At 72.6% G+C, this 23,262-nt stretch carries 26 protein-coding genes; 10 read left to right on the top strand and 16 right to left on the bottom strand.

Going from position 1 to position 23,262, the window contains the following annotated elements; all coding sequences use genetic code 11:
- Nucleotides 1–8 precede the first annotated feature (8 nt).
- Nucleotides 9–1,376, bottom strand: coding sequence for a hypothetical protein (locus ACIQH8_RS07705; RefSeq protein ID WP_400996748.1), 1,368 nt, complete (start codon nucleotides 1,374–1,376; stop codon nucleotides 9–11).
- Nucleotides 1,377–1,502: 126 nt separating this feature from the next.
- Complete coding sequence (locus tag ACIQH8_RS07710) at nucleotides 1,503–1,937, bottom strand: DUF1761 domain-containing protein (protein ID WP_400996751.1); 435 nt, start codon at nucleotides 1,935–1,937, stop codon at nucleotides 1,503–1,505.
- 321 nt (nucleotides 1,938–2,258) lie between these two features.
- Between ACIQH8_RS07710 and ACIQH8_RS07715 the strand changes: the two genes are divergently transcribed.
- The 5 genes from ACIQH8_RS07715 to ACIQH8_RS07735 all read left to right on the top strand — a co-directional run bounded on the left by ACIQH8_RS07715 (nucleotide 2,259) and on the right by ACIQH8_RS07735 (nucleotide 6,633).
- Nucleotides 2,259–2,669 carry a YciI family protein gene (locus tag ACIQH8_RS07715; RefSeq protein ID WP_400996753.1) on the top strand — a complete coding sequence of 137 codons (411 nt, stop codon included), beginning with the start codon at nucleotides 2,259–2,261 and terminating at the stop codon, nucleotides 2,667–2,669.
- Nucleotides 2,670–2,674: 5 nt separating this feature from the next.
- The gene (locus ACIQH8_RS07720) at nucleotides 2,675–3,838 is read left to right on the top strand and encodes an RNA polymerase sigma factor (RefSeq protein ID WP_400996755.1); all 1,164 of its coding nucleotides are present in this window, start codon (nucleotides 2,675–2,677) and stop codon (nucleotides 3,836–3,838) included.
- A 22-nt stretch (nucleotides 3,839–3,860) separates the two neighbouring features.
- The gene (gene ppk2, locus ACIQH8_RS07725) at nucleotides 3,861–4,676 is read left to right on the top strand and encodes a polyphosphate kinase 2 (protein WP_400996758.1); all 816 of its coding nucleotides are present in this window, start codon (nucleotides 3,861–3,863) and stop codon (nucleotides 4,674–4,676) included.
- A 266-nt stretch (nucleotides 4,677–4,942) separates the two neighbouring features.
- Nucleotides 4,943–6,448 carry a VOC family protein gene (locus ACIQH8_RS07730; RefSeq protein ID WP_400996761.1) on the top strand — a complete coding sequence of 502 codons (1,506 nt, stop codon included), beginning with the start codon at nucleotides 4,943–4,945 and terminating at the stop codon, nucleotides 6,446–6,448.
- A complete protein-coding gene (locus tag ACIQH8_RS07735) occupies nucleotides 6,445–6,633 on the top strand; it encodes a hypothetical protein (RefSeq protein WP_400996763.1) in 189 nt (62 codons plus the stop codon). The genes ACIQH8_RS07730 and ACIQH8_RS07735 overlap by 4 nt, the downstream gene beginning before the upstream one ends.
- A gap of 19 nt (nucleotides 6,634–6,652) precedes the next feature.
- Here the strand turns inward: ACIQH8_RS07735 and ACIQH8_RS07740 are convergent, their stop codons facing one another.
- Both ACIQH8_RS07740 and ACIQH8_RS07745 read right to left on the bottom strand, forming a co-directional pair.
- Nucleotides 6,653–8,455 carry an aminotransferase class V-fold PLP-dependent enzyme gene (locus ACIQH8_RS07740; protein ID WP_400996765.1) on the bottom strand — a complete coding sequence of 601 codons (1,803 nt, stop codon included), beginning with the start codon at nucleotides 8,453–8,455 and terminating at the stop codon, nucleotides 6,653–6,655.
- A gap of 129 nt (nucleotides 8,456–8,584) precedes the next feature.
- Nucleotides 8,585–9,322 carry a VOC family protein gene (locus tag ACIQH8_RS07745; protein WP_400996767.1) on the bottom strand — a complete coding sequence of 246 codons (738 nt, stop codon included), beginning with the start codon at nucleotides 9,320–9,322 and terminating at the stop codon, nucleotides 8,585–8,587.
- Nucleotides 9,323–9,491: 169 nt separating this feature from the next.
- Between ACIQH8_RS07745 and ACIQH8_RS07750 the strand changes: the two genes are divergently transcribed.
- Nucleotides 9,492–9,701, top strand: a complete 210-nt coding sequence (locus ACIQH8_RS07750) for a hypothetical protein (RefSeq protein ID WP_400996769.1) — start codon at nucleotides 9,492–9,494, stop codon at nucleotides 9,699–9,701.
- Between the two features lie 36 nt (nucleotides 9,702–9,737).
- Here the strand turns inward: ACIQH8_RS07750 and ACIQH8_RS07755 are convergent, their stop codons facing one another.
- The 7 genes from ACIQH8_RS07755 to gap form a co-directional block, all read right to left on the bottom strand.
- Entirely contained in the window at nucleotides 9,738–11,081 is a 1,344-nt protein-coding gene (locus ACIQH8_RS07755; protein ID WP_400996771.1) for a hypothetical protein, read from the bottom strand.
- Between the two features lie 237 nt (nucleotides 11,082–11,318).
- On the bottom strand, nucleotides 11,319–11,519 hold the full coding sequence (locus ACIQH8_RS07760; protein WP_353826550.1) for a hypothetical protein: 201 nt from the start codon (nucleotides 11,517–11,519) through the stop codon (nucleotides 11,319–11,321).
- Nucleotides 11,520–11,716: 197 nt separating this feature from the next.
- Nucleotides 11,717–12,367, bottom strand: a complete 651-nt coding sequence (locus ACIQH8_RS07765) for an NADPH-dependent F420 reductase (protein ID WP_400996774.1) — start codon at nucleotides 12,365–12,367, stop codon at nucleotides 11,717–11,719.
- 79 nt (nucleotides 12,368–12,446) lie between these two features.
- Complete coding sequence (locus ACIQH8_RS07770; protein ID WP_400996776.1) at nucleotides 12,447–12,977, bottom strand: hypothetical protein; 531 nt, start codon at nucleotides 12,975–12,977, stop codon at nucleotides 12,447–12,449.
- 14 nt (nucleotides 12,978–12,991) lie between these two features.
- The gene (locus ACIQH8_RS07775; RefSeq protein ID WP_400996779.1) at nucleotides 12,992–13,546 is read right to left on the bottom strand and encodes a dihydrofolate reductase family protein; all 555 of its coding nucleotides are present in this window, start codon (nucleotides 13,544–13,546) and stop codon (nucleotides 12,992–12,994) included.
- 41 nt (nucleotides 13,547–13,587) lie between these two features.
- A complete protein-coding gene (locus ACIQH8_RS07780; RefSeq protein ID WP_400996781.1) occupies nucleotides 13,588–14,550 on the bottom strand; it encodes a DMT family transporter in 963 nt (320 codons plus the stop codon).
- A gap of 166 nt (nucleotides 14,551–14,716) precedes the next feature.
- Nucleotides 14,717–15,718 carry a type I glyceraldehyde-3-phosphate dehydrogenase gene (gene gap / locus ACIQH8_RS07785; RefSeq protein ID WP_400996783.1) on the bottom strand — a complete coding sequence of 334 codons (1,002 nt, stop codon included), beginning with the start codon at nucleotides 15,716–15,718 and terminating at the stop codon, nucleotides 14,717–14,719.
- A 198-nt stretch (nucleotides 15,719–15,916) separates the two neighbouring features.
- On the opposite strand from gap, the gene ACIQH8_RS07790 reads away from it, so the two are divergent.
- Complete coding sequence (locus ACIQH8_RS07790; protein ID WP_400996785.1) at nucleotides 15,917–16,510, top strand: VanZ family protein; 594 nt, start codon at nucleotides 15,917–15,919, stop codon at nucleotides 16,508–16,510.
- Nucleotides 16,511–16,656: 146 nt separating this feature from the next.
- Here ACIQH8_RS07790 and ACIQH8_RS07795 read toward each other — a convergent pair whose 3' ends face one another.
- Nucleotides 16,657–17,604 carry a GlxA family transcriptional regulator gene (locus tag ACIQH8_RS07795; RefSeq protein ID WP_400996788.1) on the bottom strand — a complete coding sequence of 316 codons (948 nt, stop codon included), beginning with the start codon at nucleotides 17,602–17,604 and terminating at the stop codon, nucleotides 16,657–16,659.
- Nucleotides 17,605–17,731: 127 nt separating this feature from the next.
- Between ACIQH8_RS07795 and ACIQH8_RS07800 the strand changes: the two genes are divergently transcribed.
- The gene (locus ACIQH8_RS07800) at nucleotides 17,732–18,097 is read left to right on the top strand and encodes a hypothetical protein (protein WP_400996790.1); all 366 of its coding nucleotides are present in this window, start codon (nucleotides 17,732–17,734) and stop codon (nucleotides 18,095–18,097) included.
- Here ACIQH8_RS07800 and ACIQH8_RS07805 read toward each other — a convergent pair.
- Entirely contained in the window at nucleotides 18,045–18,752 is a 708-nt protein-coding gene (locus ACIQH8_RS07805; RefSeq protein ID WP_400996793.1) for a TetR/AcrR family transcriptional regulator, read from the bottom strand. The two genes, ACIQH8_RS07800 and ACIQH8_RS07805, sit on opposite strands and share 53 nt — an antisense overlap.
- Before the next feature lie 113 nt (nucleotides 18,753–18,865).
- Between ACIQH8_RS07805 and ACIQH8_RS07810 the strand changes: the two genes are divergently transcribed.
- On the top strand, nucleotides 18,866–19,897 hold the full coding sequence (locus tag ACIQH8_RS07810) for an SDR family oxidoreductase (RefSeq protein WP_400996795.1): 1,032 nt from the start codon (nucleotides 18,866–18,868) through the stop codon (nucleotides 19,895–19,897).
- A 100-nt stretch (nucleotides 19,898–19,997) separates the two neighbouring features.
- Here the strand turns inward: ACIQH8_RS07810 and ACIQH8_RS07815 are convergent, their stop codons facing one another.
- Complete coding sequence (locus tag ACIQH8_RS07815; protein ID WP_400996798.1) at nucleotides 19,998–20,741, bottom strand: glucose 1-dehydrogenase; 744 nt, start codon at nucleotides 20,739–20,741, stop codon at nucleotides 19,998–20,000.
- 348 nt (nucleotides 20,742–21,089) lie between these two features.
- Here ACIQH8_RS07815 and ACIQH8_RS07820 point away from each other — a divergent pair, with 348 nt between their 5' ends.
- On the top strand, nucleotides 21,090–21,443 hold the full coding sequence (locus ACIQH8_RS07820; RefSeq protein ID WP_400996801.1) for a hypothetical protein: 354 nt from the start codon (nucleotides 21,090–21,092) through the stop codon (nucleotides 21,441–21,443).
- Nucleotides 21,444–21,461: 18 nt separating this feature from the next.
- On the opposite strand, the gene ACIQH8_RS07825 is transcribed toward ACIQH8_RS07820, so the two are convergent.
- Both ACIQH8_RS07825 and ACIQH8_RS07830 read right to left on the bottom strand, forming a co-directional pair.
- Nucleotides 21,462–22,256 carry a transglutaminase family protein gene (locus ACIQH8_RS07825; protein ID WP_400996803.1) on the bottom strand — a complete coding sequence of 265 codons (795 nt, stop codon included), beginning with the start codon at nucleotides 22,254–22,256 and terminating at the stop codon, nucleotides 21,462–21,464.
- A complete protein-coding gene (locus tag ACIQH8_RS07830) occupies nucleotides 22,253–23,119 on the bottom strand; it encodes an NAD-dependent epimerase/dehydratase family protein (RefSeq protein WP_400996806.1) in 867 nt (288 codons plus the stop codon). The genes ACIQH8_RS07825 and ACIQH8_RS07830 overlap by 4 nt, the downstream gene beginning before the upstream one ends.
- Nucleotides 23,120–23,262: the final 143 nt, after the last annotated feature.

The following is a 23,262-nucleotide window of genomic DNA, read 5'->3' on the forward strand; positions in this document are numbered from 1 at the left end:
TCACGGAGCTAGTCGAAGATCCCGTCCAGGATGCTGCCGATCACGAGTCCGCCGAGGATGCCACCCATCACGTCCGACCCGCCGCCGCGGCGCCCACCGCCGCCCCAGCCACCGCCCGGGCCGCCGGGCCCGCCCCACTGCCCCGGATCCTGCGGCCGCGACGAGTCGATGTCGCGCCGCGCCAGCTGCAACGCCTCACCCGCGAGTGCGGCGGCGCGTCGCGCGATCGCCATCGCGTGCTCGCGGTGATCGTCGCCGATGACGATCGCCGTCGCCGCCGGTTCGCCCAGGTACCGGTCGAGGTCCTGGCGGGTGCGCTCGGCCTCCGCGAGCCGGGTGCGGGCGTCGGCCCCGATCCATCCGCGATGCCCGGCGATCACGTCGCGCGCGACGGCGAGGTGCCGGTCGGCGTCGTCGATGGCGTGGCGCACATGCTCGAGCGGTGGGATCGGACGGGCCGCGCGTTCGCGCGCCGCGGCGATCGCGGCATCCAGCCCCGAGTTCGCCTCGCGAAGCCGATCGAGGTGCGTGAACGGGTCGGTGTTGACCCCGGCGGGCGGCAGGCTCGCGAGCGCCGCCTGCAGGTCGGCCATCGCCTGCGCGACGCCGGGCGAGTGCGGTTCCTTCAGCGCGACGACGAGGTCGCCGCGGGAGTCCTCGACGATCGCGGCCAGCGTCGACTCGGCGCGCAGCGCCTCGACCTCGAAGGTCTCGACCGCGTCGAGCAGGGTCGCCGCGCGACGAACCGATTCGGCGGATGCCTCGAGCGCGAGGTTCGCCTGTTCGCGCTGCCCCGCTTCGCGCCGACGTTCGGCCACCCCCACGGAGTGCTCGGCGAAGCCGAGCAGCTGGTCGGCCTCGGCGGGGTTCGCGTCGACCTGGGCGAGCGCCTCGGCCGCGTACCGCGCGGCGAGCCGGTCGACGGTCTCGCGGGCGTGCGGGATCCGGGTGCGCAACCGGTCGATGTCGGTTCGGATGCCGGCGATGATCTCGGGGGCGCGTCGCGCCCGTGCGATGCGCTCGGCGAGCGCCGCGGTCCGGTCGTCGAGCAGTTCCTCCGCCCACTCGCAGAGCTGCACGATGCGCCCGTTGCGCGTCCGCAACTCCTCGGGGGTGTCGGGGATGTGGTCGTGGTTCAGCTGGTGCAGGCGGAACGCCTCGGCGAGGTGCGTCCGCACGGCGGCCAAGGCCTCGCGAACGGGTTCGGTCGCCTCGGCTCCGAGCTCCGCATCGGCGAAGTCGAGCTCGTCGGTCGTGACGCGGATGCGCTCGTCGGCGGCCACGAGGGCCGTGCGCGCCCGCACCGCGAGGTCGGCGTCCTGTGCCTCGAGCTCCTGCTGCTCCTCGCGCTTGCGCTTCCCCCAGAACCCGGCCATGCCCTCGATCCTAGGGTCGGCACGCCGAGCCTTCGCCGAGAGTGGCGGGTGCCGACTGGGGCGAGCGCACGCGCCGGCGCGGGGAGGGCGCGGGCGACCCCGGTCATGGCCGCGCGCGGCCGAACGTCAGACCGTTCCTGCCGGCGGCCACACCCCGATGATGAGCCCCATCACGACGAGCGTCACGAGCTCGTGCGCGATGTTCAGGATCGTGAGCGACGACGGACGCCCCTCGAACGCGTCGTGCGTGATGAACCGGGCCGCGGTGAGTCCCGCCCACAGGATGATCGCCGTGAACAGCGCCGCGAGCAGGTAGCTGCCGCCATAGAAGTGCCATGCGATCGTCGAGGCGCCCGCGAGCACCCACGCCGTCACGAAACTGACGATCAACGTCACGATGATCGGCCCGACGGCGCTCGCGCCCGGACGATCCATGTCGACGTTCGCGAGCTTCGACCACCGCGTGCCGAACACGCCCCTGGCGTACCAGATCGACCCGACGACCATGCTCGACAGCGTCGCCAGCAGTACCGCCCAGTAGTTGATCTCCGGGACCGTCATCTCCGCCTCCTCGTCGCTCCGGCCGCGCCATCCGCACGCCGGGTGCTCTGGGCGCGAGCGTACTCCGGTGCGGTCGCGCGCGACCAGCACCGCGCAGGCCGAAACGGATGTCTCACCCGCACCCGGACCCCACACGCCGAGAGCCGCACGCCGAGATGCCACATGCAGCGCCATCCGGCAGAGCATTCCGGCCGCACGTGGCATCTCGACCCCCTGGCGAGACGGCGAAGGCGGATGTCGAGAATGCAAGCCCCGCTCCGTCCCGGGTCTGAACGCCCCGATCCGGCCACAATGGCCGGAGGGGCCCGAAGGAGGAACACCATGACGAAGTACCTGCTGCTCAAGCACTACCGAGGCGCCCCGAGCGGCGTGAACGACGTGCCCACCGACCAGTGGACGCCCGAGGAGTTCGACGCGCACATGCAGTACATGCGCGACTTCATGACGCGGCTCGAGGGATCGGGCGAGTTCGTCGGTGCCGATGCCCTCGCCCCGACGGGCGAATGGGTGCGCTACGACGGTCCCGGGCGTCCGCCCGTCACCGATGGCCCGTTCGCCGAGACGAAGGACCTCATCGCGGGCTGGATGATCATCGACGTCGACTCCCACGAGCGCGCCGTCGAACTCGCCGGCGAGCTGTCGGCCGCGCCCGGCAAGGACGGGCGCCCCATCCACGAATGGCTCGAGCTGCGCCCCTTCCTCGCCGACGAGGCCCCCGCGGTCACCGAGTGACGCCGATGGACGACGCCGTCCTGCGAGGCCTCATCCCCGAGGTCATCACGGTCGTCTGCCGCCGCGGTGCCGATTTCCCGGCGGCGGAGGATGCCGTGCAGGAGGCGCTCGTCGAGGCACTCCGCGTGTGGCCCGACGATCCGCCGCGCGACCCGAAGGGCTGGCTCGTCACGGTCGCGTGGCGGAAGTTCCTCGACGCCGTCCGCTCCGCGTCGTCCCGGCGCACGCGCGAGGAGCTCGTCGACCGTGAGCCGCCACCCGGGCCGGTCCCGTCGACGGATGACACGCTGCAGCTCTACTTCCTCTGCGCGCATCCGTCGCTGAGCGCGGGCTCCGCGGTCGCGCTCACGCTCCGCGCCGTCGGCGGTCTCACCACCCGGCAGATCGCGCGCGCCTACCTCGTGCCCGAGGCGACGATGGCCCAGCGCATCAGTCGAGCGAAGCGCACGATCGCCGGCGTGCGGCTGACCGAGCCGGGGGATGTCGCGACGGTGCTGCGCGTGCTGTACCTCGTGTTCAACGAGGGGTACTCGGGCGAGGTCGACCTCGCCGACGAGGCGATCCGACTGACCAGGCAGCTCGCCGCCATGACCCGGCACGAGGAGGCGGCGGGCCTGCTCGCCCTCATGCTCCTGCACCACGCGCGCCGGCCGGCCCGCACCGACGCCGAGGGCCGACTCGTCCCCCTCGAGGCGCAGGATCGGTCACTCTGGAACACGCGGCTGATCGCCGAGGGGGTCGGCGTGCTGCAGGCCGCCCTCGCGCGCGACCGGCTCGGCGAGTACCAGGCGCAGGCGGCGATCGCGGCGTTGCACGCCGACGCCCGCACGGCCGACGAGACCGACTGGGTGCAGATCGTCGAGTGGTACGACGAACTGGTGCGTCTCACCGACAGCCCGGTCGCGCGCCTGAACCGGACTGTGGCGGTGGGGCAGGCGGATGGCGCGCGCGCCGGCCTCGCGGCCCTCGCCGAGCTCGATCCGGCCCTGCCTCGCTACGACGCGGTCGCCGCCTGGGTCCACGAGCGCGACGGCGACCCGGCCACGGCCGCGCGCCTCTACGCCGAGGCCGCGGACGCCGCGCCCACGATCCCCGAACGCGACCACCTCACCCGGCAGGCGGAGCGACTGAACGCGCAACTCGGCCGCGGAGCGCGGCATCCGCTCTAGGCTTCGGTGCAGGGGTGCCGCGATGGGCAAGAGGATGCCGAAGCCGCTGTACGAGCAGGAACTGAAGATCCTGCAGGCGAGGCTCGTCGAGATGCAGAAGTGGGTGCAGCAGTCGGGCGCCCGCGTCGTGGTGATCTTCGAGGGGCGGGATGCCGCGGGCAAGGGCTCCGCGATCAAGCGCGTGTCGGAGTACATGAACCCGCGCCAGACGCGCATCGTCGCGCTGCCGGCGCCGAGCGAGCGCGACAAGACCCGGTGGTACTTCCAGCGGTACGTGCCGCACCTGCCGGCCGGCGGCGAGATCGTGCTCATGGACCGCTCCTGGTACAACCGGGCCGGCGTCGAGCGGGTCATGGGCTACTGCACGAACGAGGAGTACCAGCGCTTCCTGCACCAGGCGCCGATCTTCGAGCGGATGCTCGTCGAGGACGGCATCATCCTGCTGAAGTACTGGTTCAGCGTGTCCGACGTCGTGCAGGAGGAGCGGTTCCGCTCGCGCCTGAACGACCCCATGCGGCGATGGAAGCTCAGCCCCACCGACCTCAGCTCGATCACGAAGTGGGAGGACTACTCGCGCGCGAAGGACACGATGTTCCTCCACACCGACATCGCCGAGGCGCCCTGGTACGAGATCGAGAGCGACGACAAGCGCCGCTCGCGCATCAACGTGATGGCGCACATCCTCTCGAAGGTGCCGTGGGAGCCCGTTCCGCAGGCGCCGATCGAGATCCCCGAGCGGCCGCCGTCGGCCGGCTACGAGCGCCCGCCACGCCAGTGGACGAACTCGGTGCCCGACTACGCGCGAGAGGTCGAGAAGCGGGCCGGGGCGACGGAGTAGGCACCCGGTTGCAGGGAGAAACGTGGTCGCGGGTCACCTTTCTCCCTCGTATCGGGGAGTCGACGTCGCGCCGGGCGCCGTCGGTCGGCTGCCGGTCGTCGTCGGGCCGGCTGCCGGTCGCCGTCGGTCGGCTGCCGGTCTCCGCGGCCGATCGCCGACGCCGGCGCGGATGCGGGCGCGGCCTCGGGCGGACGCGGGGTTCCGGATCCGACGAGGCTCCGCTATCTTCGGGCGCGTCTGGCACGACAGCCCGGGATGGAGGCCGAATGGGCCAGGAGCAGCGGCTCGCGTTCCTCGCCGCCGACGGGCTCGACGACTGGCGGGTCGCGTACTGCGGACCGATCGCGCGCTTCGCGACCGGGTCGGTGCGCGCGGGCACGGCATTCGCGACCGATGTCGCGGCGATCGAGGCGCCGGCGGAGCATCCGCCGCTCATCGATGTACGGCCCGACTGCGTGATCGTGCGCGTCGTTCGCGACCTCATCGACCTCGATGACGGCGCTGCCGACCGTGCACGCGCGGTCTCGGCGCTCGCTCGCACGCACGGGCTCGCCGCGGAACCGCACCGCACCCAGGACGTGCAGGTCGCGATCGCGACGAGCCGACCCGTCGACGAGGTGCTGCCGTTCTGGCGGGCCGTGCTCGGGTACGACGACCACGTCGGCGACGACCTCGTCGATCCGCGCGGGCGCGGACCGTCGGTGTGGTTCCAGCCGCTCGACCCCGAGCGGCCGCTGCGGCACGCGATGCACATCGACCTCGCCGTGCCGCGAGAGCTCGCCGCGACCCGGCTCGCCGTCGCGCTCGACGCCGGCGGCCGCCTCGCGTTCGACCGTGAGGCGCCGCAGTACTGGACCTGCGCCGACGCCGCCGGCAACAAGGTCGACCTCGTCACCTGGCCCGATCTCCCCGTCCCGGAGGATGCGCCCGCGTCCCTCGAGGTCCTCCGCCTCGGGCGGGCCGGCGCGAGTGCCGCCGGTGCCGACCACGCGACCGGCGAGTCCGACCTGGCCGCGGCTCCGTCCGACGGCGGCGGCGGCGCGCCCACGTCGGCGACGGATGCCGCGAACACTCCGCGCACTCCGCGCACGCCGCGGGTCGCCACCGGGCCCGCCGAGCTCGAGCGCGGCGCAGCGATGTTCGGGGCGTTCCGCGCGGCATCCGACCTCGACGACTGGCCGGTCGTGTTCTCGGGGCCGACCGCATGGTTCGACGCGGAGTCCCTCGCGCGGAGCGCGGCGCTCGCGGCCGCGCTCGCCGAACTCGACGGCGCCGACCGACTGCACCTCGACCTGCGCGCCGACGGCCTCGCCGTTCGCCTCGCGCGCGACGTCACCGAGCTCGTCGACGCCGACCTCGACCTCGCGCGACGCGTGTCGGCGACGGCGCACGCGGTCGGCCTGCGCCCGGACCCGCGGAAGGTGCAGACCGTGCAGGTCGCGATCGCATCGAAACCCGAGGTCGCGGTTCGACCGTTCTGGCGCGAGCTGTTCGCCTACGCCGAGCACGGCGACGAGGACCTCGTCGACCTCGACGGGCGCGGTCCGAGCCTGTGGTTCCAACAGCTCCCGCCCGGGAAACCGCTGACTCACGCGTTCCACGTCGACGTCTCGGTGCCGCGCGCCGTCGGCCGAGCTCGCGTCGAGGCGGCGCTCCGCGCCGGAGGCCGGATCGCCGCAGGCTCCGAGGAGGACGGATGGTGGACGCTCGCCGACCCCGCCGGCAACAAGGTCGACATCGCGGTCTGGACGGACCGGGACGGCCCGCGATGACCGATCGACGTGAGCCCGGGCACGCGCACGGCGAGTCCGCGCCATCCGCACCCGACCGACCCGACGAGCACGCGCAGGACGATCGAGTCGGCGACGTGTGCTGGCTCGCCGCGACCTGCGACGAGTGCGGCGCGCTCGTCGAAGGCGGCACGTGCTGGAACTGCGGCGCCCGCCGCTCGGGGTGAGCCGGCGACGCCGCGGACGTCACGGCGTGAGGCACACCGCCGGCAGGTCGAACCAACGGAGATGCTCGAAGTCGTCCGAGAGGCGCGCGGGCGCGGCATCCGTCGTCGTCTCGCCGGGCCCCGCCGCGAACACCGCCTCGGCCTCCGCGAGGTACCCGGCGAGCGCCGACTCCGGCGCGCGGTCGTCGTGGTGCGGGTACACGAGACGGCCGTCGGCGTCGTACGACACCTGCGAGAGCCGCAGCGGCGGCTCCAGCGGACCGCGGCGGTGGTGCCAGATGCCGCTCGCGGGGTCGAACGTGTAGTCGGGCAGCATCCGCCAGCCGTCGCGCGCCACGAGCTTCACGGCCTCGACGAGGTAGTCGAACACGCCCTCCGAGATGAAGTAGTTGAAGTTGATGCGCACCCAGCCGGGCTTGATGCCCTCGCAGCCGCGCGAGATCTCGCGCTCGAACTCGTGGGAGCGCTCGATGTCGATGCCGAGCAGGTCGTGTCCGTACGGTCCCGCGCAGGAGCAACCGCCCCTCGACTGGATGCCGAACAGGTCGTTGAGCAGTGCCACGGCGAAGTTGTGGTGCAGGTACCTGCCGCTCGGAGCACGGACGATGAACGACACGATCGACAGGCGCTCGGCCTCGAGGTTGCCCAGCACCTCGATCGCGGGCTCGTCGTGCCAGGCGGCGATCGCTCGATGCAGGAAGTCGTCCTCGAGGGCGCGGATCGTCGGCACGCCGACCGCGTCCTTCAGGCCGAACACGAGCCCGGCGCGGATCGACTCGACGATCGCGGGGGTGCCGCCCTCCTCGCGGTGGGCGACGTCGGCGAGGTACTCGTGCTCGGTCGGGTTCACGAACGCGACGGTGCCGCCGCCCGGGACATCCGGCACCCGGTTCGTCGCGAGCTCGCGACGCATGACGAGCACGCCCGGCGTCGACGGACCGCCGATGAACTTGTGCGGGCTGAGGAAGATCGCGTCCTTGTACTGCCCGGTCGCCCGCGCCATGCCGGGGTCGCCGTGCGTCATCTCGATGTCGACGTACGGCGCGGCCGCCGCGAAGTCCCAGAACGACAGCGCCCCGTAGTCGTGCAGCAGCGCCGAGATGCCCGCCGTGTCGCTCACGATTCCCGTCACATTGCTCGCGGCCGAGAACGAGCCGATCTTGAGCGGCCGGTCGGCATGCCGCACGAGCTCGGCCTCGAGCGCGCGGCGGTCGATGTGACCGTCGGGGTCCTGCGGGATCGTCACGACATCGGCGATCGACTCGCGCCACGGCAACTCGTTCGAGTGGTGCTCGAACGGGCCGATGAACACGACCGGCCGCTCCTCGGGCGGGATCGACGCCGCGAAGTGGTACCGGTCGTCGAGGGCGGATGGCACGCGCAGCCCGAGCATCCCGATGAGCTTGTCGATCGCGCCCGTCGACCCGGCCCCCGTGAAGATCACGACCGTATCGTCGTCGCCGCCGACCGCGTCGCGGATCGTCGCACGCGCGTCCTCGCGGAGCCTCGTCGTCTGCAGGCCCGTGCCGCTCGACTCGGTGTGCGTGTTCGCGTACCGGGGCAGCACCTCATCGCGGATGAAGTCCTCGATGAACGTCAGCGCGCGACCGGATGCCGTGTAGTCGGCGTAGGTCACCCGGCGCGGGCCGTACGGCCCGGGGACGACCTGGTCGTCGCCGATGACCGACTCGCGGATGCGTCGCACGAGCGGGGCGTTCCGGATCGCGTCGATGCGCGATCGGTCACCGTCGGCGGACGCAGCGGCGGTCGGTCGCGCGCCGCCTGCTCCGAGCCCTGGGTCGTTCGCCTCGTCGAGGTCCACGTGAGGAGGGTAACGCCGACGGCCGACGGCGGCTACGGTCGCTGGTCCCGCGGGCGGCCGCGAATCGGCGACGTCACGCGGCGGCGGCGCCCGGCCCGTCACTCCCGGAACCCGCACTCCCGGAACCCGTCATTCCGGCCGCGCCTCCGGCAGCCGCGTCGACTCGCGCCCCCACCACGTCGTGATGTCGACGCCGTGGTTCTCGGAGTCGGCGAGCGTCCACCACTCGGGCGCGAACGAATCGTCGGCGATGCGTCCGCCCGCGGCGAGTGCCGCGTCGATGCGCGCGTGCACCTGGTCGTGCGGCACGCACACGTCGACGTGCATGCGCCCGCGCCGCGGTCCGACCCGCTCCTCGGGCTGCAGGAACACCGACGACCCTCGGCGCAGCGGATCGACGAGGTGCGTGTCGTTCGGGCGCACGTACCCGAGCACCGCGGTCCAGAACGGCGTGACCTCCGCCGACGGCGGCGACGCGATCGCCGTCTGTACGACCTGCAGCACCGAGGCATCCGCCGCGAGGCCCTGCTCGCGCGCGACGCCGGAGATGATGCGGGCCACCTCCAGGTCGCGCGTGCTGAGGTCGCGCACATCGCGGCTGATGAGCTTCACCGCGACACCCTCGTGCCGCAGATCGACGTCGGGTTCGTGACGCACGACCTCGTCGATCGCGGTGATCGCGGCGACGAAACGGGCCGCCTCGGCGAACGACCGCGCGCGGAAGAACGCGTGGGCGCCCCAGTAGAGCACCCGCCAGTCGTCGACGCCCGCGGCGTCGTGGAACTGCTGCGGCGAGATCGCGCGCGGGGGCGCGGATGGCTCGGACGGCTCGGACTGAGCGCCCTCCGGCGCGGCTGCGGCATCCATGCGCCCCATGCTCGCCGCACCCGACGACACCCGGCAAGACCCCCGGCGACGGCGGGCGGATGCCGCGATCCGGGCGATCCCCGAAGCGGTCGCGGGCCGACAGGAGGAGAATGGCCGGGCAGCGTCGGCGCGATCCGACCGTCGATGACGACCAGTCGAGGAGGACATCATGAGCGCTGCGACGAGCACCACCGACACGACCCAGCACGGAGGGTCCGCACCGTGGTCCGACCCCGGATGGAGCGGGGCGATGGCCTTCACCGGGCCGGTGCAGCTGCACGACGGGTTCGAGGACGCCCCACTGCCGCCCGAAGCGGGTGGGCTCCTCGCGGCGATCGCGCGCCTGTTCGGCGGGGAGCGATCGGGCCGCGCGCGCTGATGCAAGAGCGCGACGGCAGACGCCGGGCGACGGCCCTCAGTACCGCCAGCGAACGATCTCGGCGACGTCCTCCGGCACGTGCTCGCCGTACGCCGCCCATTCGTGCTGGCGCGTCGCGACGTACGCATCGATGAGCACGTCGCCGAAGACGCCCCGGTAGAACTCGCTCGACTCCAACCGGTGCAGCGCCGAACCGAGGTCGGCGGGCAGGGGGCGGATGCCGGCGCTCCGGCGTTGCGCGGCGGTCAGGGTCGAGGGGTCGACGTGCACCGGCTTCGGCGGCGACGCATCGCGCGCGACGCCGTCGAGGGCGGCGGCGATGATCGCGGCGACGGCGAGATAGGGGTTGGCCGCGCCATCCGTCGGCTTGATCTCGATGTTCGACTGCTCGGCGCCCATGCCGGCCTGGCCCGGCACGAAGCGGATCGCCGCCTCGCGATTGCCCGGCCCCCAGCAGATGTCGGCGCCCGCCCACGCGTGCGGGCGCAGGCGGGCGAACGAGAGCACGCTGCCGCCGAGCAGCGCGACGCCCTCCTCGAGGCGGTCGAGGATGCCGGCGATCATGTTCGCCCCGAGAGGCGTGACGCCGAGCTTGGCCTTCGGATCGGCGAAGACGTTGCGCCCGTCCCGTCGCGCCGAGAGGTGCACGTGGCATCCGTTCGTCGAACCGCCCACGATCGGCACGGGCGCGAACGAGACCATGAGGCCGTGCCGCCGCGCGACGCGGGTCAGCACGACGCGCGCCAGGACGAGGTCGTCGACCGCCGCCAGCGGATCGCGCGGCGCGAAGGCGAACTCGATCTGCCCGGTGCCGAACTCGGGGTGCATCTGGTCGACCGGCACGCCTGCGACGTCGAGCGCCTCGAGCGCGGCGATCGCGAACGACTCGACCTCGAGCAGGGCGCGTGTCGAGTACGCGGGTCCGGTCGTCGCGGGCACCGGCGACTCGCCCTCGACCGCTGACGGGCGGAACACCGTGCACTCGAGCTCGAACCCGACCATGAACGTCAGGCGGGCGTCCTCGGCGTCGTCGACGACGCGCCGCAGCGCGGTGCGCTGGCACGTCGGGTGCGGGGTGCCGTCGAGTGAGAACAGGTCGGCCGGCGCCCAGGCGAGCCGCGCCTCCCGGTCGAGCATCGCCATCGACGACGTGTCGGCGATGCCGCGCAGATCGCCCACGACGGGATCGACGTCGGGCGTCGAGTTCAGGTGGTCGTCGACGGAGAACAGCACGCCCGCACTGTTCGAGATCGTGACGCCGTGCGTGCTCGCCGACAGCAGCCGCCGGTGCGGCAGCACCTTCACGCGCGAGATGCCCGCGTTGTCGACGTGGCACACGAGCAGGGCGCGGATGTCGTCGAACCGCACGGATCGGTTCATGCCGGGTCTCCTCCCAGCCGGGGTCCCGGTCGGGGGAGGTCGGGCCCGGCGCTCGGGATCAGTATGCACCCGGCGCGTTTCGGGCGGTTTTCGCGCAAGGCGCGCGGGGCCGCCGCCGGCGCGCGCGCTTCGTGCGGGACGGGCGGACGTACGCGGGCGCGCATTCCGCCGGTGCGCGCGCTTCGCACGGGACGGGCCGGTGTGCGCGGGAGCGCGCTCCGCCGATGCGCGCCGGCGTCAGGCTCCGGCCGGCGCCGCGGCGGGCACGCCCTTCAACTCGGAGTAGCGCTGTGCGTGGACCTGCGCCAGGTCGATCGCGCCCGTCATCAACGCCTCGGCGCACTCGCGTGCCGCCTCGTCGAGCTCGAGCTGTCGGCTGGTTCCCTCTGCGCTGGCCTGCAGGGCTCGCTTCAGGCGGTCCCGGTCTTCGTAGATCATGGTCTCCTCTTCTCGGTCGTCGGAGCGATCATGACGTCGTCGTCAACCGGTGCAGAGGAAGATACCGCGTCCCGGCGTCGCCGCAAAGCGGAATGTGGACGTGTCGTCGCCGCCGCCGCCCGGTTGTCGTCACGATCGGCGGGTGTCGAGCCTGGACGACCCACCGAACGTGACGACGACCTCGATCGGACGGCACCTCAGGCGGCGGACCGCGGTCGCTCCGCGCGCGCGAGGTTCGCGACGAGCTCGTCGCGCGTCTGCGGCACGACGTACGCCGGCTGGTCGCGCTCGACGCGCCAGCTCTCGGCGAGCGGTCCCACGTTCACCGTGTCGAAGCCGAACTCGTCGTACAGGCGCGTGACGACGGCCGCGGCATCCTCGAAGTCGCTCGACGTCGCGAGCGCGCGACGATCGGGATCGCCCGCCGGGCGTCCGTCGGTCGTGATCTCGGCCGACCGGATGTGGTTGAAGCCCTTCGCGACCCGGCTCTCGGGCAGGTGCTCCTGCAGCATGCCCGAGACCGTCGCGCGGCCCTCGTCGAGCGCGGGCACGCGGCCGTCGCGCTCCCAGTAGTAGTTGTTCGTGTCGATGACGACCTTGCCCGCGAGCGGCTCGACCGGGATCGACGCGTAGGCCTTGAACGGCACGGTCACCACGACGATGTCGCCGGCCGCGCCGGCCTCGGCCGCGGTCGCGGCGCGCGCCCTCGGCCCGAGTTCCTCGACGAGGTCGGCGAGCGTCTCCGGGCCGCGCGAGTTCGCGATCACGACCTCGTACCCGTTCGCCACCGCCGCCCGGGCGACCTGGCTGCCGATGTGTCCTGCTCCGATGATTCCGAGAGTGGTCATGGTGATGGGCAACGGATGCCGCGGGCTCGCTGTTCCCGGTCGGCGGACCTCTGCACGAACGTTCAGGGGCCAGCGCAGGTCAGGTCGACGCCGACCAGGACCACGACCAGCCGAAGATCAGCAGCAGGTACGCGATCACGGTCGTCGCGGCGATCGACACGATCGCGATGCCGACGACCGTCGCGACGAGCATGGCCGCCCGCGGCGCCCAGTTCCTCCGGTCGGTCGGGCCCCAGTAGGTGCGCCATCCGCTGCTCGCGCGCAGCATTCGGCCGGACAGGGCGAACGGCCCGGCCATGGCGAGGCCGAGCACCGACATCGACAGTCCCTGGTCGCCTCGCACGATGCCGACGATCACGAGCGCACCGCATCCGACGAGCAGGGCGAGCGCGATGAAGAGCTGCACGTGTCCGGTCCACCAGATGCCGCGGGCCAACCGGTCGTGGTCGGCCGGCGGACGCCGTCGCCACCACGGCGGCCCCGCGCCGTCGGTCACCGGGTCGACGTCGGCGCCGTCTGCGGTGGGCGGGGCGGATGGCGCGGGCTCGCCGCGCGCGGCCGCCACCGCGGCATCCTCGATCGCCTCGTCGTCGGGCCCGCCCCGCGCCATCCGCTCGCCGTCGCTCAGCGCACCACGTCGAACACGTTCTTGACGACGCCGTTCGAGTACGCCTCGTGCTCGACGAGCTTCAGCGCGCCCTGCTCGCGGCCGTTGAAGAGGCGCTTGCCCTCGCCCAGCACGACGGGGAAGACGAGCAGGTGGTAACGGTCGACGAGACCGGCCTCGGCGAGGCCCTGCGCGAGGGTCGCACTGGCGTGCACGATGATCGGGGCGCCGTCGCCCTGCTTGAGCTCGGCGACCTCGTCGAGCGAACGCAGCACCGTCGTGTTGTTCCACTCGGGGTCGGTCAGGGTCGACGAGACGACGTACTTCGGCATCGCGTTGTACTCGGCGAACTCGTCCTCCATGCTCGGCCAGACCGGCGCGAACTCGTCGTAGCTCACGCGGCCGAGGAGCATGGCGCCCGCCTCCTGCTGCTCGCGACCTTTGATCTCGTAGGCCTCCTCGACGAACGGGACCTCCGTGAAGGTCCAGCCCGCGCGCGGGTGGTCGCCGCCGCCGGGCGAGTCGATGATGCCGTCGAGGGTGATGAACTCGGTCACGATGAGGGTGCGCATGGGGCGTCCTTTGCTCGGTTCGGGCGAGGCGGGGATCCGTCTCATTCTGTACGTCGAACGGGTGGGGGCGGGATCGACATCGGGTCCGGATTCGTCACCGCCTGCTCGGCGCAGGCCTCTTCGACGCCTTCGGCGGCGATCTGCTCCTGCCGCTTGCGTGTCACGAGGTACGAACCCGCGAGGACGAGCACGAAGCCGACGATCGTCCAGACCGTCACCCGCTCGCCGAGCACGAGGGCGCCCGCGAGGATGGCGACGGCCGGGTTCACGTAGGTGATCGCGGTCGCCTTCACCGGCCCGATCTCGCCGATGAGCGCGACCATGAGGAGGAAGGCGAGCGCGCTGCAGATGACGGCCAGCACGACGATCGACACGATGACGTTCGTCGACGGCCAGGCGACGGGCCACGCGCCAGTGAATAGCACGAACGGCACGTACACGACGGCGGTGGCGGCGAGCGACACGGCGACGACCCCGACGCCGGGCAGGTCGGGCATCCAGCGGGCGAGGATCGCCGGCCCCAGCGCGTAGCCGACCACCACGACCGCCATCTCGGCGACCGCGATGAGGTCGGAGCCCGCGATGTCGAGCCCGACGAGCGCCGCAACGCCCAGCATGCCGAGCGCGATGCCGAGCCAGTTCACACGCGTGAGCCGCTCGGGCCGGCCCATGATGAACGCGATCGCCACGCCGGCGAGCGGCACGGTGGCCAACAGGAGGCCGGCGGTCGAGCTCGGGAGCCGCTGCTCGGCCGAACTCAGGAAGTACCACGGCAGGATGATCTCGACGACCGTGTAGGCGAGCATCGGCTTCCAGCGGCGGACGACCTGCCAGACCTCGCGCCGGTAGAACGCGAGCGGCATGAGCAGCAGCGCGGCGAGCGCCGATCGCCCGAGCACCACCATCGCCGGCTCGAGCTCGCTCACCGCCACCTTGATGAACAGGTACGGGATGCCCCAGGCGACCCCGAGCGCGGCGAAGAGGAAGAACCCACGACGAGTCACCTGCCAAGTCTGACGCGTGCCGCCGACACGCGCGAGCGGGCGCCGAGGCTCACCGTGCCCCGAGACGCGAAATCGCGCCGGCGGGGGCTCCACTCCCCCGCCGACGCGATGTCGGGGCCGGTCTGCCCGGGGAGCGTGGTCCCGGGCCGACCGGAGTCGGTTGCGATCAGGCCGCGGCGAGCAGCCCGAGCGAGTCGATCACGCGGTTCGAGAAGCCCCACTCGTTGTCGTACCAGGCGACGACCTTGATGTGCTTGCCGTCGACGCGGGTGAGGGCGGCGTCGAAGATCGACGAGTGCGGGTTGCCGACGATGTCGCTCGAGACGAGCGGCTCCTCGGAGTACTCGAGCACGCCCTTCAGGGGGCCCTCGGCGGCGGCGCGGTAGGCCGCGAGCACCTCGTCGAGCGTGACGTCCTTCGAGACGGTCGCGTTGAGCTCGACGATCGAGCCGACCGGCACGGGCACGCGCATCGAGTCGCCGTTGAGCTTGCCGTCGAGCGCCGGGAGCACGAGGCCGATGGCCTTCGCGGCACCGGTCGAGCTCGGCACGATGTTCTCGGCGGCGGCGCGGGCGCGACGTGCGTCGGAGTGCGGGGCGTCCTGCAGGTTCTGGTCCTGCGTGTACGCGTGGATGGTGGTCATGAAGCCGTGCTCGATCCCGGCGAGGTCGTCGAGGACCTTCGCGAGCGGCGCGAGCGCGTTGGTCGTGCACGATGCGTTCGAGACGATGGTGTGCGCGGCGGGGTCGTAGGCGTCGGTGTTCACGCCGTAGGCGAGCGTGACGTCCGCACCCTTCGACGGGGCCGAGACGAGCACCTTCTTCGCGCCGGCCTCGAGGTGCGCCTTCGCGGCCTCGGCGTCGGTGAAGCGGCCGGTCGACTCGAGCACGATGTCGACGCCGAGCTCGCCCCAGGGCAGCTTCGCGGGGTCGCGCTCGGCGAGCACCTTCACGCGGTGGCCGTCGATCACGAGGACGTCGCCGTCGACCTCGACGGTGCGGCCGAAGCGGCCGCCCACGGTGTCGTACTTCAGCAGGCGCGCGAGCGCGGCGGGCTCGGTGAGGTCGTTCACGGCGACCAGTTCGAAGTCGGCGTCGCGCTCGATGAGCGCGCGGACGACGTTGCGGCCGATGCGGCCGAATCCGTTGACGGCGATGCGGGTGGTCATGACGTCAGGGGTCCTTTCCTCTGTTGCGCGTCCAGCATGATGGGGTGACGGATGCCTCGGCAGTGGCCGGAGCGACAGCATGCGAAAGGATCTCGCCAACTCGTGCCCGCGCCCCGCCCGCCTCGGCGGATTCCGACTCCGCCCGAGCTCCCACCCGGCACACAGGAAGGACAAAGGTCGGCTCGCGACGATCGACAGATGCGTCCCTCCCGAACCGCCGCCGTGCTGCTCTTCGCGTACGCCGTCGTCATGCTGTGGGTGACGTTGGGGCCGGCGCCCGGTGCCGTCTCCGGGAATCAGGCGCCCGGCGGCGTCCTCGACCCGAGCACGTGGCTCGACTCCGACACGTGGACGATCGGCTCGCAGACCGAGTTCGGGCTCAACGTGCTGCTCTTCGTGCCGTTCGGCGCCCTGCTCGCCTTCGCCGTCCGGGGCGCGCCCGCGGTCGTGCCCGTGCTGATGAGCTCGGGGTTCGCGTTGCTCATCGAGATCGCGCAGATCCCGATGGCCGACCGGATCTCCGACCCCCGCGACCTCGTCGCCAACTCGCTCGGCGCCGTGATCGGCATCGTGATCGCGCGCATCTCCGACGCGATCGCGGGCATCCCGGCCGCGCTCCGGGCGCGCCGCCGCGCGGCGATCGTGCGCTCCATCGGCCGCACCCCGACGGGGGCGCAGCCGACGTTCACCTCGACGGGAAGCATCCCCGTCCGCTCCGCCGCCCGGCCCGTGTCCGGCGGCGAGCAGCCGACCGGTCGCTCGACCTCGGCCGCCGCCCGCGGCATCCGTTGACCCCTCGGCCCGCCGGCCCGCTGGCCGCGCCCGCCCCACGAGGCATCCCGTTCTCAGGAGGAATTCTCGGAATCGCGCGTTTCTCAGGAAGACACGCCGCCGAGAACGGCGACACGTCGAAACTCTCCTGAAAACGGCATCGGGCGTCAGGCGGCGAAGGTGTGGCGGTACTCGCTCGGCGAGGTGCCGAGGATGCGGTGGAAGTGCAGCCGCAGGTTCGCGCCGGTGCCGAGGCCCACGCGATCGGCGACCTGCTCGACGCCGAGGTCGGTGCGCTCGAGCAACTCGCGCGCCAGGTCGATGCGCGCACGCAGGATCCACTGCATGGGCGTGTAGCCCGTGTCCTCGACGAACCGTCGCGAGAAGGTGCGCGGCGACACGTTCGCGTTCCGCGCCAGGTCGGCGAGCGTGAGCGGATCCTGCACGTGCTCCATCGCCCACTGACGGGTCGCCGCGAAGACCTCGCCCAGCGGCTCGGGCAGCGCGCGCGGCACGTACTGCGCCTGTCCGCCGCTGCGGTAGGGCGCCGCGACGAGCCGCCGTGCGGCGTGGTTCGAGACCGCGACGCCGTGGTCGCGGCGCACGAGGTGCAGGCACAGGTCGATGCCGGATGCCGCGCCCGCCGACGTCAGCACCTGCCCCTCGTCGACGAACAGGACGTTCTCGTCGACCCTGACGAGCGGATGCCGCGCCTGCAGTGCACGCGTGTAGTGCCAGTGGGTCGTCGCCCGGCGCCCGTCGAGCAGTCCGGTCGCGGCGAGCGCGAACGCGCCCGTCGAGATCGCGGCGAGCCGCGCACCCCGCTCGTGTGCGTCGCGGAGCGCGTCGACGACCGCAGCCGGCGGGTCCTCCCTGTCGGGGTGCCGGTAGCCCGGGATGAAGATCGTCTCGGCCCACTCGAACGCCTCGAGCCCGTCGGCCACGTGGTACGACAGCCCGTCGCCGCCCGTCACCGGTCCCGGTTGCGCGCCGCACACGCGCACCTCGTACGGCATGCTCGCGCGGGTCGTGAACGTCTGCGCCGGAATCCCGACGTCGAGCGGCTTCGCCCCCTCGAGCACGAGCACGGCGACTCGGTGGTTCCTGCGCGCCATCCGTTCGCCCCCTCGGTCTCGTCGACCCTCACGGGTCGGCCTCTCATGGCAAGGATGCCACCGACCGCAAGGATCCCGCAGCCCCGGCGCGGTCGCGGCCCCGCCGGCCCGCGCGTAGCGTGGGCGCATGTCCACGCAGGACGACCCCGAGGCATCCGTCGCCGACTTCGCCTCGCTCTTCGATCGCGGCCTCGTGCAGTGGGGGATGCGCGGCGACCCGCACCTCTGGGAGGCCATGCGCGACGCGCTCGTCGGCGTCCCGATGCCGACCGCCTTCTGGGACGTGCGCAGCACGGTCCAGCGCGAGTACGCGCGCATCACGGGTCAGCCGCTGACCGACACGAACGAACCGGTGCGCGTCGCCGCGTACGTCACGGGCAGCGGCATCAGCGACGGGCGCGTGCTGCCGTCGTTCTGGGTGCGCACCGCGATCCCGATCCTCATCGACCGCTGGGCGGCGACACCTCGGGACGGGGCCACCACGCCGGCATGAGCGTGCCGATACGGGCAGCGGATGCCGCGGCATCCGTCTCATCGGAGGTCGCCCACGTCTCGATCGCGCCGACGAGCCCGCCCGCGATGAACGCCGCCGCCTCGGCCATCGCGACCTCGTCGCGCGGGGCACCCGGCACGCCCTGGCTACGCCACACGTCCAGGGCGAGGCGCGCCCGGTGCCGCATCCGCGCGTCGAGCACGGAGCGGAACACGCCTCGGCTCGTCGAGCCGAACAGTGCGCGATACCCGGCGCGGTCGTCGGCGACGTGCTCGAGCACCGCGATGAGCGAGGCGAGGTAGCGCTCCGCGACGTGCTCGGGGGTCTCCTCGTCGGGTTCGACCGCGACGGCCGTGAGCCGGTCGAGGTCCTGCGTGAACACGTCGAGCGCGAAGCCGTGCACGCTCGACGCGTGCGCGTAGAAGGTCGTGCGATGCACGGCCGCCTCGCGGCAGAGCGCGGCGACCGAGATCGCGTCGAGCGGCTCGCGCTCGAGCAGCCGGAGCAGTGCGGCCGTGAGCGCGGCGCGCGTGCGGCGATGACGGGGGTCGTCCGCGGGCGACGCGGGCGCCGCCGGGTCCGCGGGTGCCCCCGCCGCGGACGCCCCCGCGATCGGCGACGCGATCGGCGAGGTCGTGCCATCCGCTTCGCTCATGCGGTCACCCTAGCGATCGCGACGCGCTCCATCACCCGACCCGAGGTCACCCGACCCGCGTCCGGCCCGCACGCAGCGGCGTGCCGGGGTAGGGTCCGAGTCGGGAGGCGATCGTGGACGACGAACTGGTCCTGGTCACCGGCGGCACGGGCTTCGTCGGGATCACCTGCATCATCCGGCTGCTCGCCGATGGCGCGCGCGTGCGCACCACGGTGCGCGACCTCGCGCGCGCCGACGAAGTGCGCGAACTCGTCCGTCGCGCGGGAGCCGACCCGAGCGGCGTCGAGTTCGTCGCCGCCGACCTGACGCGCGACGCCGGATGGAGCGACGCGGTCGCGGGCGCCGCGTACGTGCTCCACGTGGCGTCGCCCTTCCCGACCCGGCAACCGAAGGACGAGGACGAGCTCATCGTGCCCGCGCGCGACGGCGTGCTGCGGGTGCTCCGCGCCGCACGTGACGCGGGCGTGCGCCGTGTCGTGCAGACGTCGTCGTTCGCGGCGATCGGCTACGGCCGTCCGAACCCGGGCCGACGGTACACCGAGGAGGACTGGACGGACCCCGACGGTCCAGGCGTCACGCCGTACGCCAGGTCGAAGACCCTCGCCGAACGCGCGGCCTGGGACTTCGTCGCGTGCGAGGGCGGGCGCCTGGAACTGACGACGGTCAATCCGGTCGGCATCTTCGGGCCCGCGGTCGGCACCGACCTGTCGTCGTCGCTCGAGCTGCTCCGGCAGTTGCTGAACGGCGACTTCCCGGTCGTGCCGAACGGGTCGGTCGGTGCGGTCGACGTGCGCGACGTCGCCGACCTGCACGTGCGCGCGATGCGCCATCCGGATGCCGCGGGCGAGCGATTCCTCGCCGTGTCGGGCGACGCGATCACCTACATCGAACTCGCACGGCTGCTCCGCGCCGGCCTCGGCGAGCGCGCCCGGCGCGTGCCGAGGCGGGTGATCCCGGACTGGGTCGTGCGCGCGGGCGCGCCGTTCAGCCGCGACCTCCGGCTGATGTCGCAGGAGCTCGGGCGACGCGCGGACGCGTCGCACGAGAAGGCCACGCGCCTGCTCGGCTGGACTCCGCGCGACCGCGACGAGTCGGTGCTCGCGTCGGCGCGGAGCCTCGTCGACCTCGGGCTCGTCCGCGACTGACGGCGCCCCGGGGCGCGCGCGGGGGCTGCGAGACGGGCGAGCGGATGCCGCGGCGCGCGGCCGCGGCATCCGCCCACGGTTCGGCATCGGGGGCGCCCGCTCAGCTCTCGTAGTGCGCGAGGCCCGCGGTCTCGCCGCCGTCGGCGACGAACTCGGCGCCGGTCGAGAAGCTCGACTCGTCGCTCGCGAGGAACAGGATGAGGTTCGACAGCTCGATCGGCTCGCCGACGCGGTGGAGCGCGACGTGGTTCTGCGGGGTGTCGAGCTCCTCGGTCATGGGCGTGCGGATGACGCCCGGGTGCACCGAGTTCACGCGGATGTTGTAGCGCCCGAGGTCGAGCGCCGCGTTCTTGGTGAGGCCCCGCACGCCGAACTTCGCGGCGTTGTAGCCGGGCAGCGCCTCGTAGCCCTGGAGGCCGGCGGTCGAGGAGATGTTGATGATGGAACCGGCGCCGGACTCCTTCAGCGCGGGGATCGCGGCCTTGATGCCGTAGAAGACCCCGGTGAGGTTGATGTCGAGGATCTGCTGCCACGCCTCGATCGTGTAGTCCTCGATCGGGCCGAAGTTCGCGATGCCGGCGTTGTTCACGACGATGTCGAGGCGACCGAACGCCTCGGTGGCGGTCGCGACGGCGGCCTGCCACTGCGCGTAGTCGGTGACGTCGAGGTGGACGTACCGGGCGTTGCCCTCGCCGAGCTCTGCGGCGAGCTCGGTGCCCTCGTCGTCCAGGATGTCGCCGATCACGACCTTGGCGCCCTCCTCGACGAGGAGGCGGGCGTGCGAGGCGCCCATGCCCCGTGCTCCACCGCTGATGAGTGCGACCTTGCCGTTGACGCGTGCCATTGCTGACGCTCCTTGTCTCGCCGCGGGCGTCGGCCCTGCGGCGTTCGTTGCCGTTCGGGCCCGGGGTCGGATGGCTCCGGGTACGCCACTAATCTACACATGTCGATTACGTGGTGCCTGAACGTCCCCTGAACCGGAGACGCGGCTCGGATCGTGACGTCGCCGAGACCGTCGTGATCGGATCGAGACCGACGTGACCGGATCGAGACACCGACGGACCCGGAATCGGCGTCACACGCTCGAGCCCCGCGGGAGGATGTGTGCAGCATCACCGCGAGCTGGGACGACGACGTGCCGGATCTCCCGGCACGCGGCATCGACACGCGAGCACACCCGGGGGAAGAGAACATGTCGGCAGCCGAGACCCACGAGCCGCGCGAGGAGCGCCTGCGCGTCCGTGACGCCGCCGCGTCCTCCGGCCGCGGGCTCGGCTCCGTCGCGCTCGTCGTCGGCCTCGCCACCGTGATCATCGCGTTCGCGACGCCCTACCGCGAATCGCTCGGTTCCGCCGTGCTCGCGGCGCTCGCGGTCTTCGCCTCGACGCTCGGCCTCCTCGCCCGCAGCCGAGCCCGCCGCGCCGGCGAGCGGCCGTCCACCGCGGCGATCGCCGCGATCTGGCTCGGCATCGGCGCGCTCGCGATCGTCGGGATCTCGGTGCTGCCGGCGCTGCTCATGCCGACGGCGACCGGCGTCGCCGCCTGAGTCCGGCGCTCGCGCGCGTCATCCGAGTCGGACGAGCCGGCGCACGTCATCGCCGGGCAGTTCGTCGGCGACCGCCGTGACCTCCACCGACTCCAGGCGGACCGCGCCCCCGTACGCCGACAGGAACGCCGTGTCGGCCGCGTCGCGCCCGGTCGCGATGCGCACCATCGTGTCGCGCGGCGCGAGCGTCGTCGCGTCGACGACGTGCCACGCGCCGTCGACCCACGCCTCGGCGACCGCGTGGAAGTCCATCGGATCCAGCCCGGGCGCGTACACGGCGACGAGCCGCGCCGGCACGTCGAGCGCGCGGAGCAGCGCGACGACGAGGTGGGCGTAGTCGCGGCACACGCCCTGACGGGCCAGCAGCGTCTGCACCGCGCCATCCGTCGGGCTGCTCGAGCCGGGCACGTACGACAGGCGCGTTCCGACCCACGACGACACGGCCGCCAGCCGGTCCGTGCCCTCGATGCCCGCGAACTCGGCGGTCGCCGTCGCCGCGAGCCGATCCGACTCGGCGTACCGGCTCGGCCGCAGGTAGGCGAGCAGGTCGACGGGGTCGACGGATGCCGCGGCCGCCCGATCCGGAACCTCGGCCGTGTACGAACACTCGAGCGCCCCGGCCGGCGCGTCGACGACGTGCAGGCGGTTGCCCGCGGCATCCGTCAGCTCGGTCGCCTCGATCCGGCGGCCGTCGGTACGGAACTCCAGGCGATCGGCCGCGTCGACGCCGGTCGCGACGGCGACCTGGAATGCCAGCCGGGCGGGCGCGTCGACCCGCAGCCGGATCTCGCAGCCGACCGAGCGCGCCGTCACGAACGGCCCTCGCGCCAGCCGTGCTCGGGCTCGAAGCCGAGCTCGTCGCGCGCACGCTCGATCGAGAACAGCGACTCGGTGCCCGCGAAGTCGCGCTTCAGCGCGACGCCCGGGAAGAACTCCTCGACGAGCTCGCGCGTCGGTCGGCTCATCACGGTGTCGGCGTTCGCGATCACGTACGCGCGGGCGCCGTCGACATCCGCCTCGAGGGCGCGGCGCACCGACTGCGCGGCATCCCGCACGTCGATGTAGCCGAACGCGTTGAACAGCCGCGAGCGCGGGTCGTCCTCGAACGCCGGGAACTCGCCGTAGCGTTCCGGATCGATGACGTTCGAGAAGCGCAGCGCGACGAACGGAATGCCCGTCCAGTCCGCGATGTGCTCGGCCATCGTCTCGCCGAGCACCTTCGACAGCGAGTACGCCGAGTTCGGCTTCGGGTAGTGGTCCTCGTCGAGCGGCAGGTAGTCGGGCAACCCGTCCGGCCCGAAGTCGAGGCCGAGGGTCGTCTCGCTCGACGCCCACACGACCTTTTCGAGCCCGACCTTCGCAGCCGCCATGAAGACGTTGGAATTGATCGCGTTGTTGACGTTCAACGTGCGCGCCGGCGTGAAGATCGTCGGCGCGGGGATCGCCGCGAGGTGCGCGACCGCATCGACGTCCTGCAGCACCTCGACCGCGTCGCCGAAATCGGTGAGGTCCGCCTGCGTGTACACCAGGTCGGGTCTCGACCACCGCGGCGGGAGCCTCGGCGACGGCGGCGTGACGTCGGTCGCGAGCACCTCGTACCCGTGCTCGAGCAGGTCGGCCACGACGGCCCTCCCCGCGAGCCCTGACGCACCGGTGACGCAGATCCGCTTCGGCATGGTCGTTCCCCCTCGTGTCGACGATCGTTCCATCCTGTCGGGCGCCACCGGCGTCGCGTCAACCGGCTCGCGCGTCCGCGCCGAGCTGCTGGGCGCGTTCGATCAGTTGTGGATGGCGCGATCGGCTGTGGATGGCGCGATCG

This window comes from Agromyces sp. GXQ0307 (genome assembly GCF_044769845.1).
Lineage (GTDB): Bacteria > Actinomycetota > Actinomycetes > Actinomycetales > Microbacteriaceae > Agromyces.

Excerpts from the sequence above, each read along its gene's own strand:
- ACIQH8_RS07705 (WP_400996748.1), bottom strand. The coding sequence starts at position 1,376 with ATGGCCGGGTTCTGGGGGAAGCGCAAGCGCGAGGAGCAGCAGGAGCTC.
- ACIQH8_RS07710 (WP_400996751.1), bottom strand. The coding sequence starts at position 1,937 with ATGACGGTCCCGGAGATCAACTACTGGGCGGTACTGCTGGCGACGCTG.
- ACIQH8_RS07715 (WP_400996753.1), top strand. The coding sequence starts at position 2,259 with ATGACGAAGTACCTGCTGCTCAAGCACTACCGAGGCGCCCCGAGCGGC.
- ACIQH8_RS07720 (WP_400996755.1), top strand. The coding sequence starts at position 2,675 with ATGGACGACGCCGTCCTGCGAGGCCTCATCCCCGAGGTCATCACGGTC.
- ppk2 (WP_400996758.1), top strand. The coding sequence starts at position 3,861 with ATGGGCAAGAGGATGCCGAAGCCGCTGTACGAGCAGGAACTGAAGATC.
- ACIQH8_RS07730 (WP_400996761.1), top strand. The coding sequence starts at position 4,943 with ATGGGCCAGGAGCAGCGGCTCGCGTTCCTCGCCGCCGACGGGCTCGAC.
- ACIQH8_RS07735 (WP_400996763.1), top strand. The coding sequence starts at position 6,445 with ATGACCGATCGACGTGAGCCCGGGCACGCGCACGGCGAGTCCGCGCCA.
- ACIQH8_RS07745 (WP_400996767.1), bottom strand. The coding sequence starts at position 9,322 with ATGGATGCCGCAGCCGCGCCGGAGGGCGCTCAGTCCGAGCCGTCCGAG.
- ACIQH8_RS07750 (WP_400996769.1), top strand. The coding sequence starts at position 9,492 with ATGAGCGCTGCGACGAGCACCACCGACACGACCCAGCACGGAGGGTCC.
- ACIQH8_RS07755 (WP_400996771.1), bottom strand. The coding sequence starts at position 11,081 with ATGAACCGATCCGTGCGGTTCGACGACATCCGCGCCCTGCTCGTGTGC.
- ACIQH8_RS07760 (WP_353826550.1), bottom strand. The coding sequence starts at position 11,519 with ATGATCTACGAAGACCGGGACCGCCTGAAGCGAGCCCTGCAGGCCAGC.
- ACIQH8_RS07765 (WP_400996774.1), bottom strand. The coding sequence starts at position 12,367 with ATGACCACTCTCGGAATCATCGGAGCAGGACACATCGGCAGCCAGGTC.
- ACIQH8_RS07770 (WP_400996776.1), bottom strand. The coding sequence starts at position 12,977 with ATGGCGCGGGGCGGGCCCGACGACGAGGCGATCGAGGATGCCGCGGTG.
- ACIQH8_RS07775 (WP_400996779.1), bottom strand. The coding sequence starts at position 13,546 with ATGCGCACCCTCATCGTGACCGAGTTCATCACCCTCGACGGCATCATC.
- gap (WP_400996783.1), bottom strand. The coding sequence starts at position 15,718 with ATGACCACCCGCATCGCCGTCAACGGATTCGGCCGCATCGGCCGCAAC.
- ACIQH8_RS07790 (WP_400996785.1), top strand. The coding sequence starts at position 15,917 with ATGCGTCCCTCCCGAACCGCCGCCGTGCTGCTCTTCGCGTACGCCGTC.
- ACIQH8_RS07795 (WP_400996788.1), bottom strand. The coding sequence starts at position 17,604 with ATGGCGCGCAGGAACCACCGAGTCGCCGTGCTCGTGCTCGAGGGGGCG.
- ACIQH8_RS07800 (WP_400996790.1), top strand. The coding sequence starts at position 17,732 with ATGTCCACGCAGGACGACCCCGAGGCATCCGTCGCCGACTTCGCCTCG.
- ACIQH8_RS07805 (WP_400996793.1), bottom strand. The coding sequence starts at position 18,752 with ATGAGCGAAGCGGATGGCACGACCTCGCCGATCGCGTCGCCGATCGCG.
- ACIQH8_RS07815 (WP_400996798.1), bottom strand. The coding sequence starts at position 20,741 with ATGGCACGCGTCAACGGCAAGGTCGCACTCATCAGCGGTGGAGCACGG.
- ACIQH8_RS07820 (WP_400996801.1), top strand. The coding sequence starts at position 21,090 with ATGTCGGCAGCCGAGACCCACGAGCCGCGCGAGGAGCGCCTGCGCGTC.
- ACIQH8_RS07830 (WP_400996806.1), bottom strand. The coding sequence starts at position 23,119 with ATGCCGAAGCGGATCTGCGTCACCGGTGCGTCAGGGCTCGCGGGGAGG.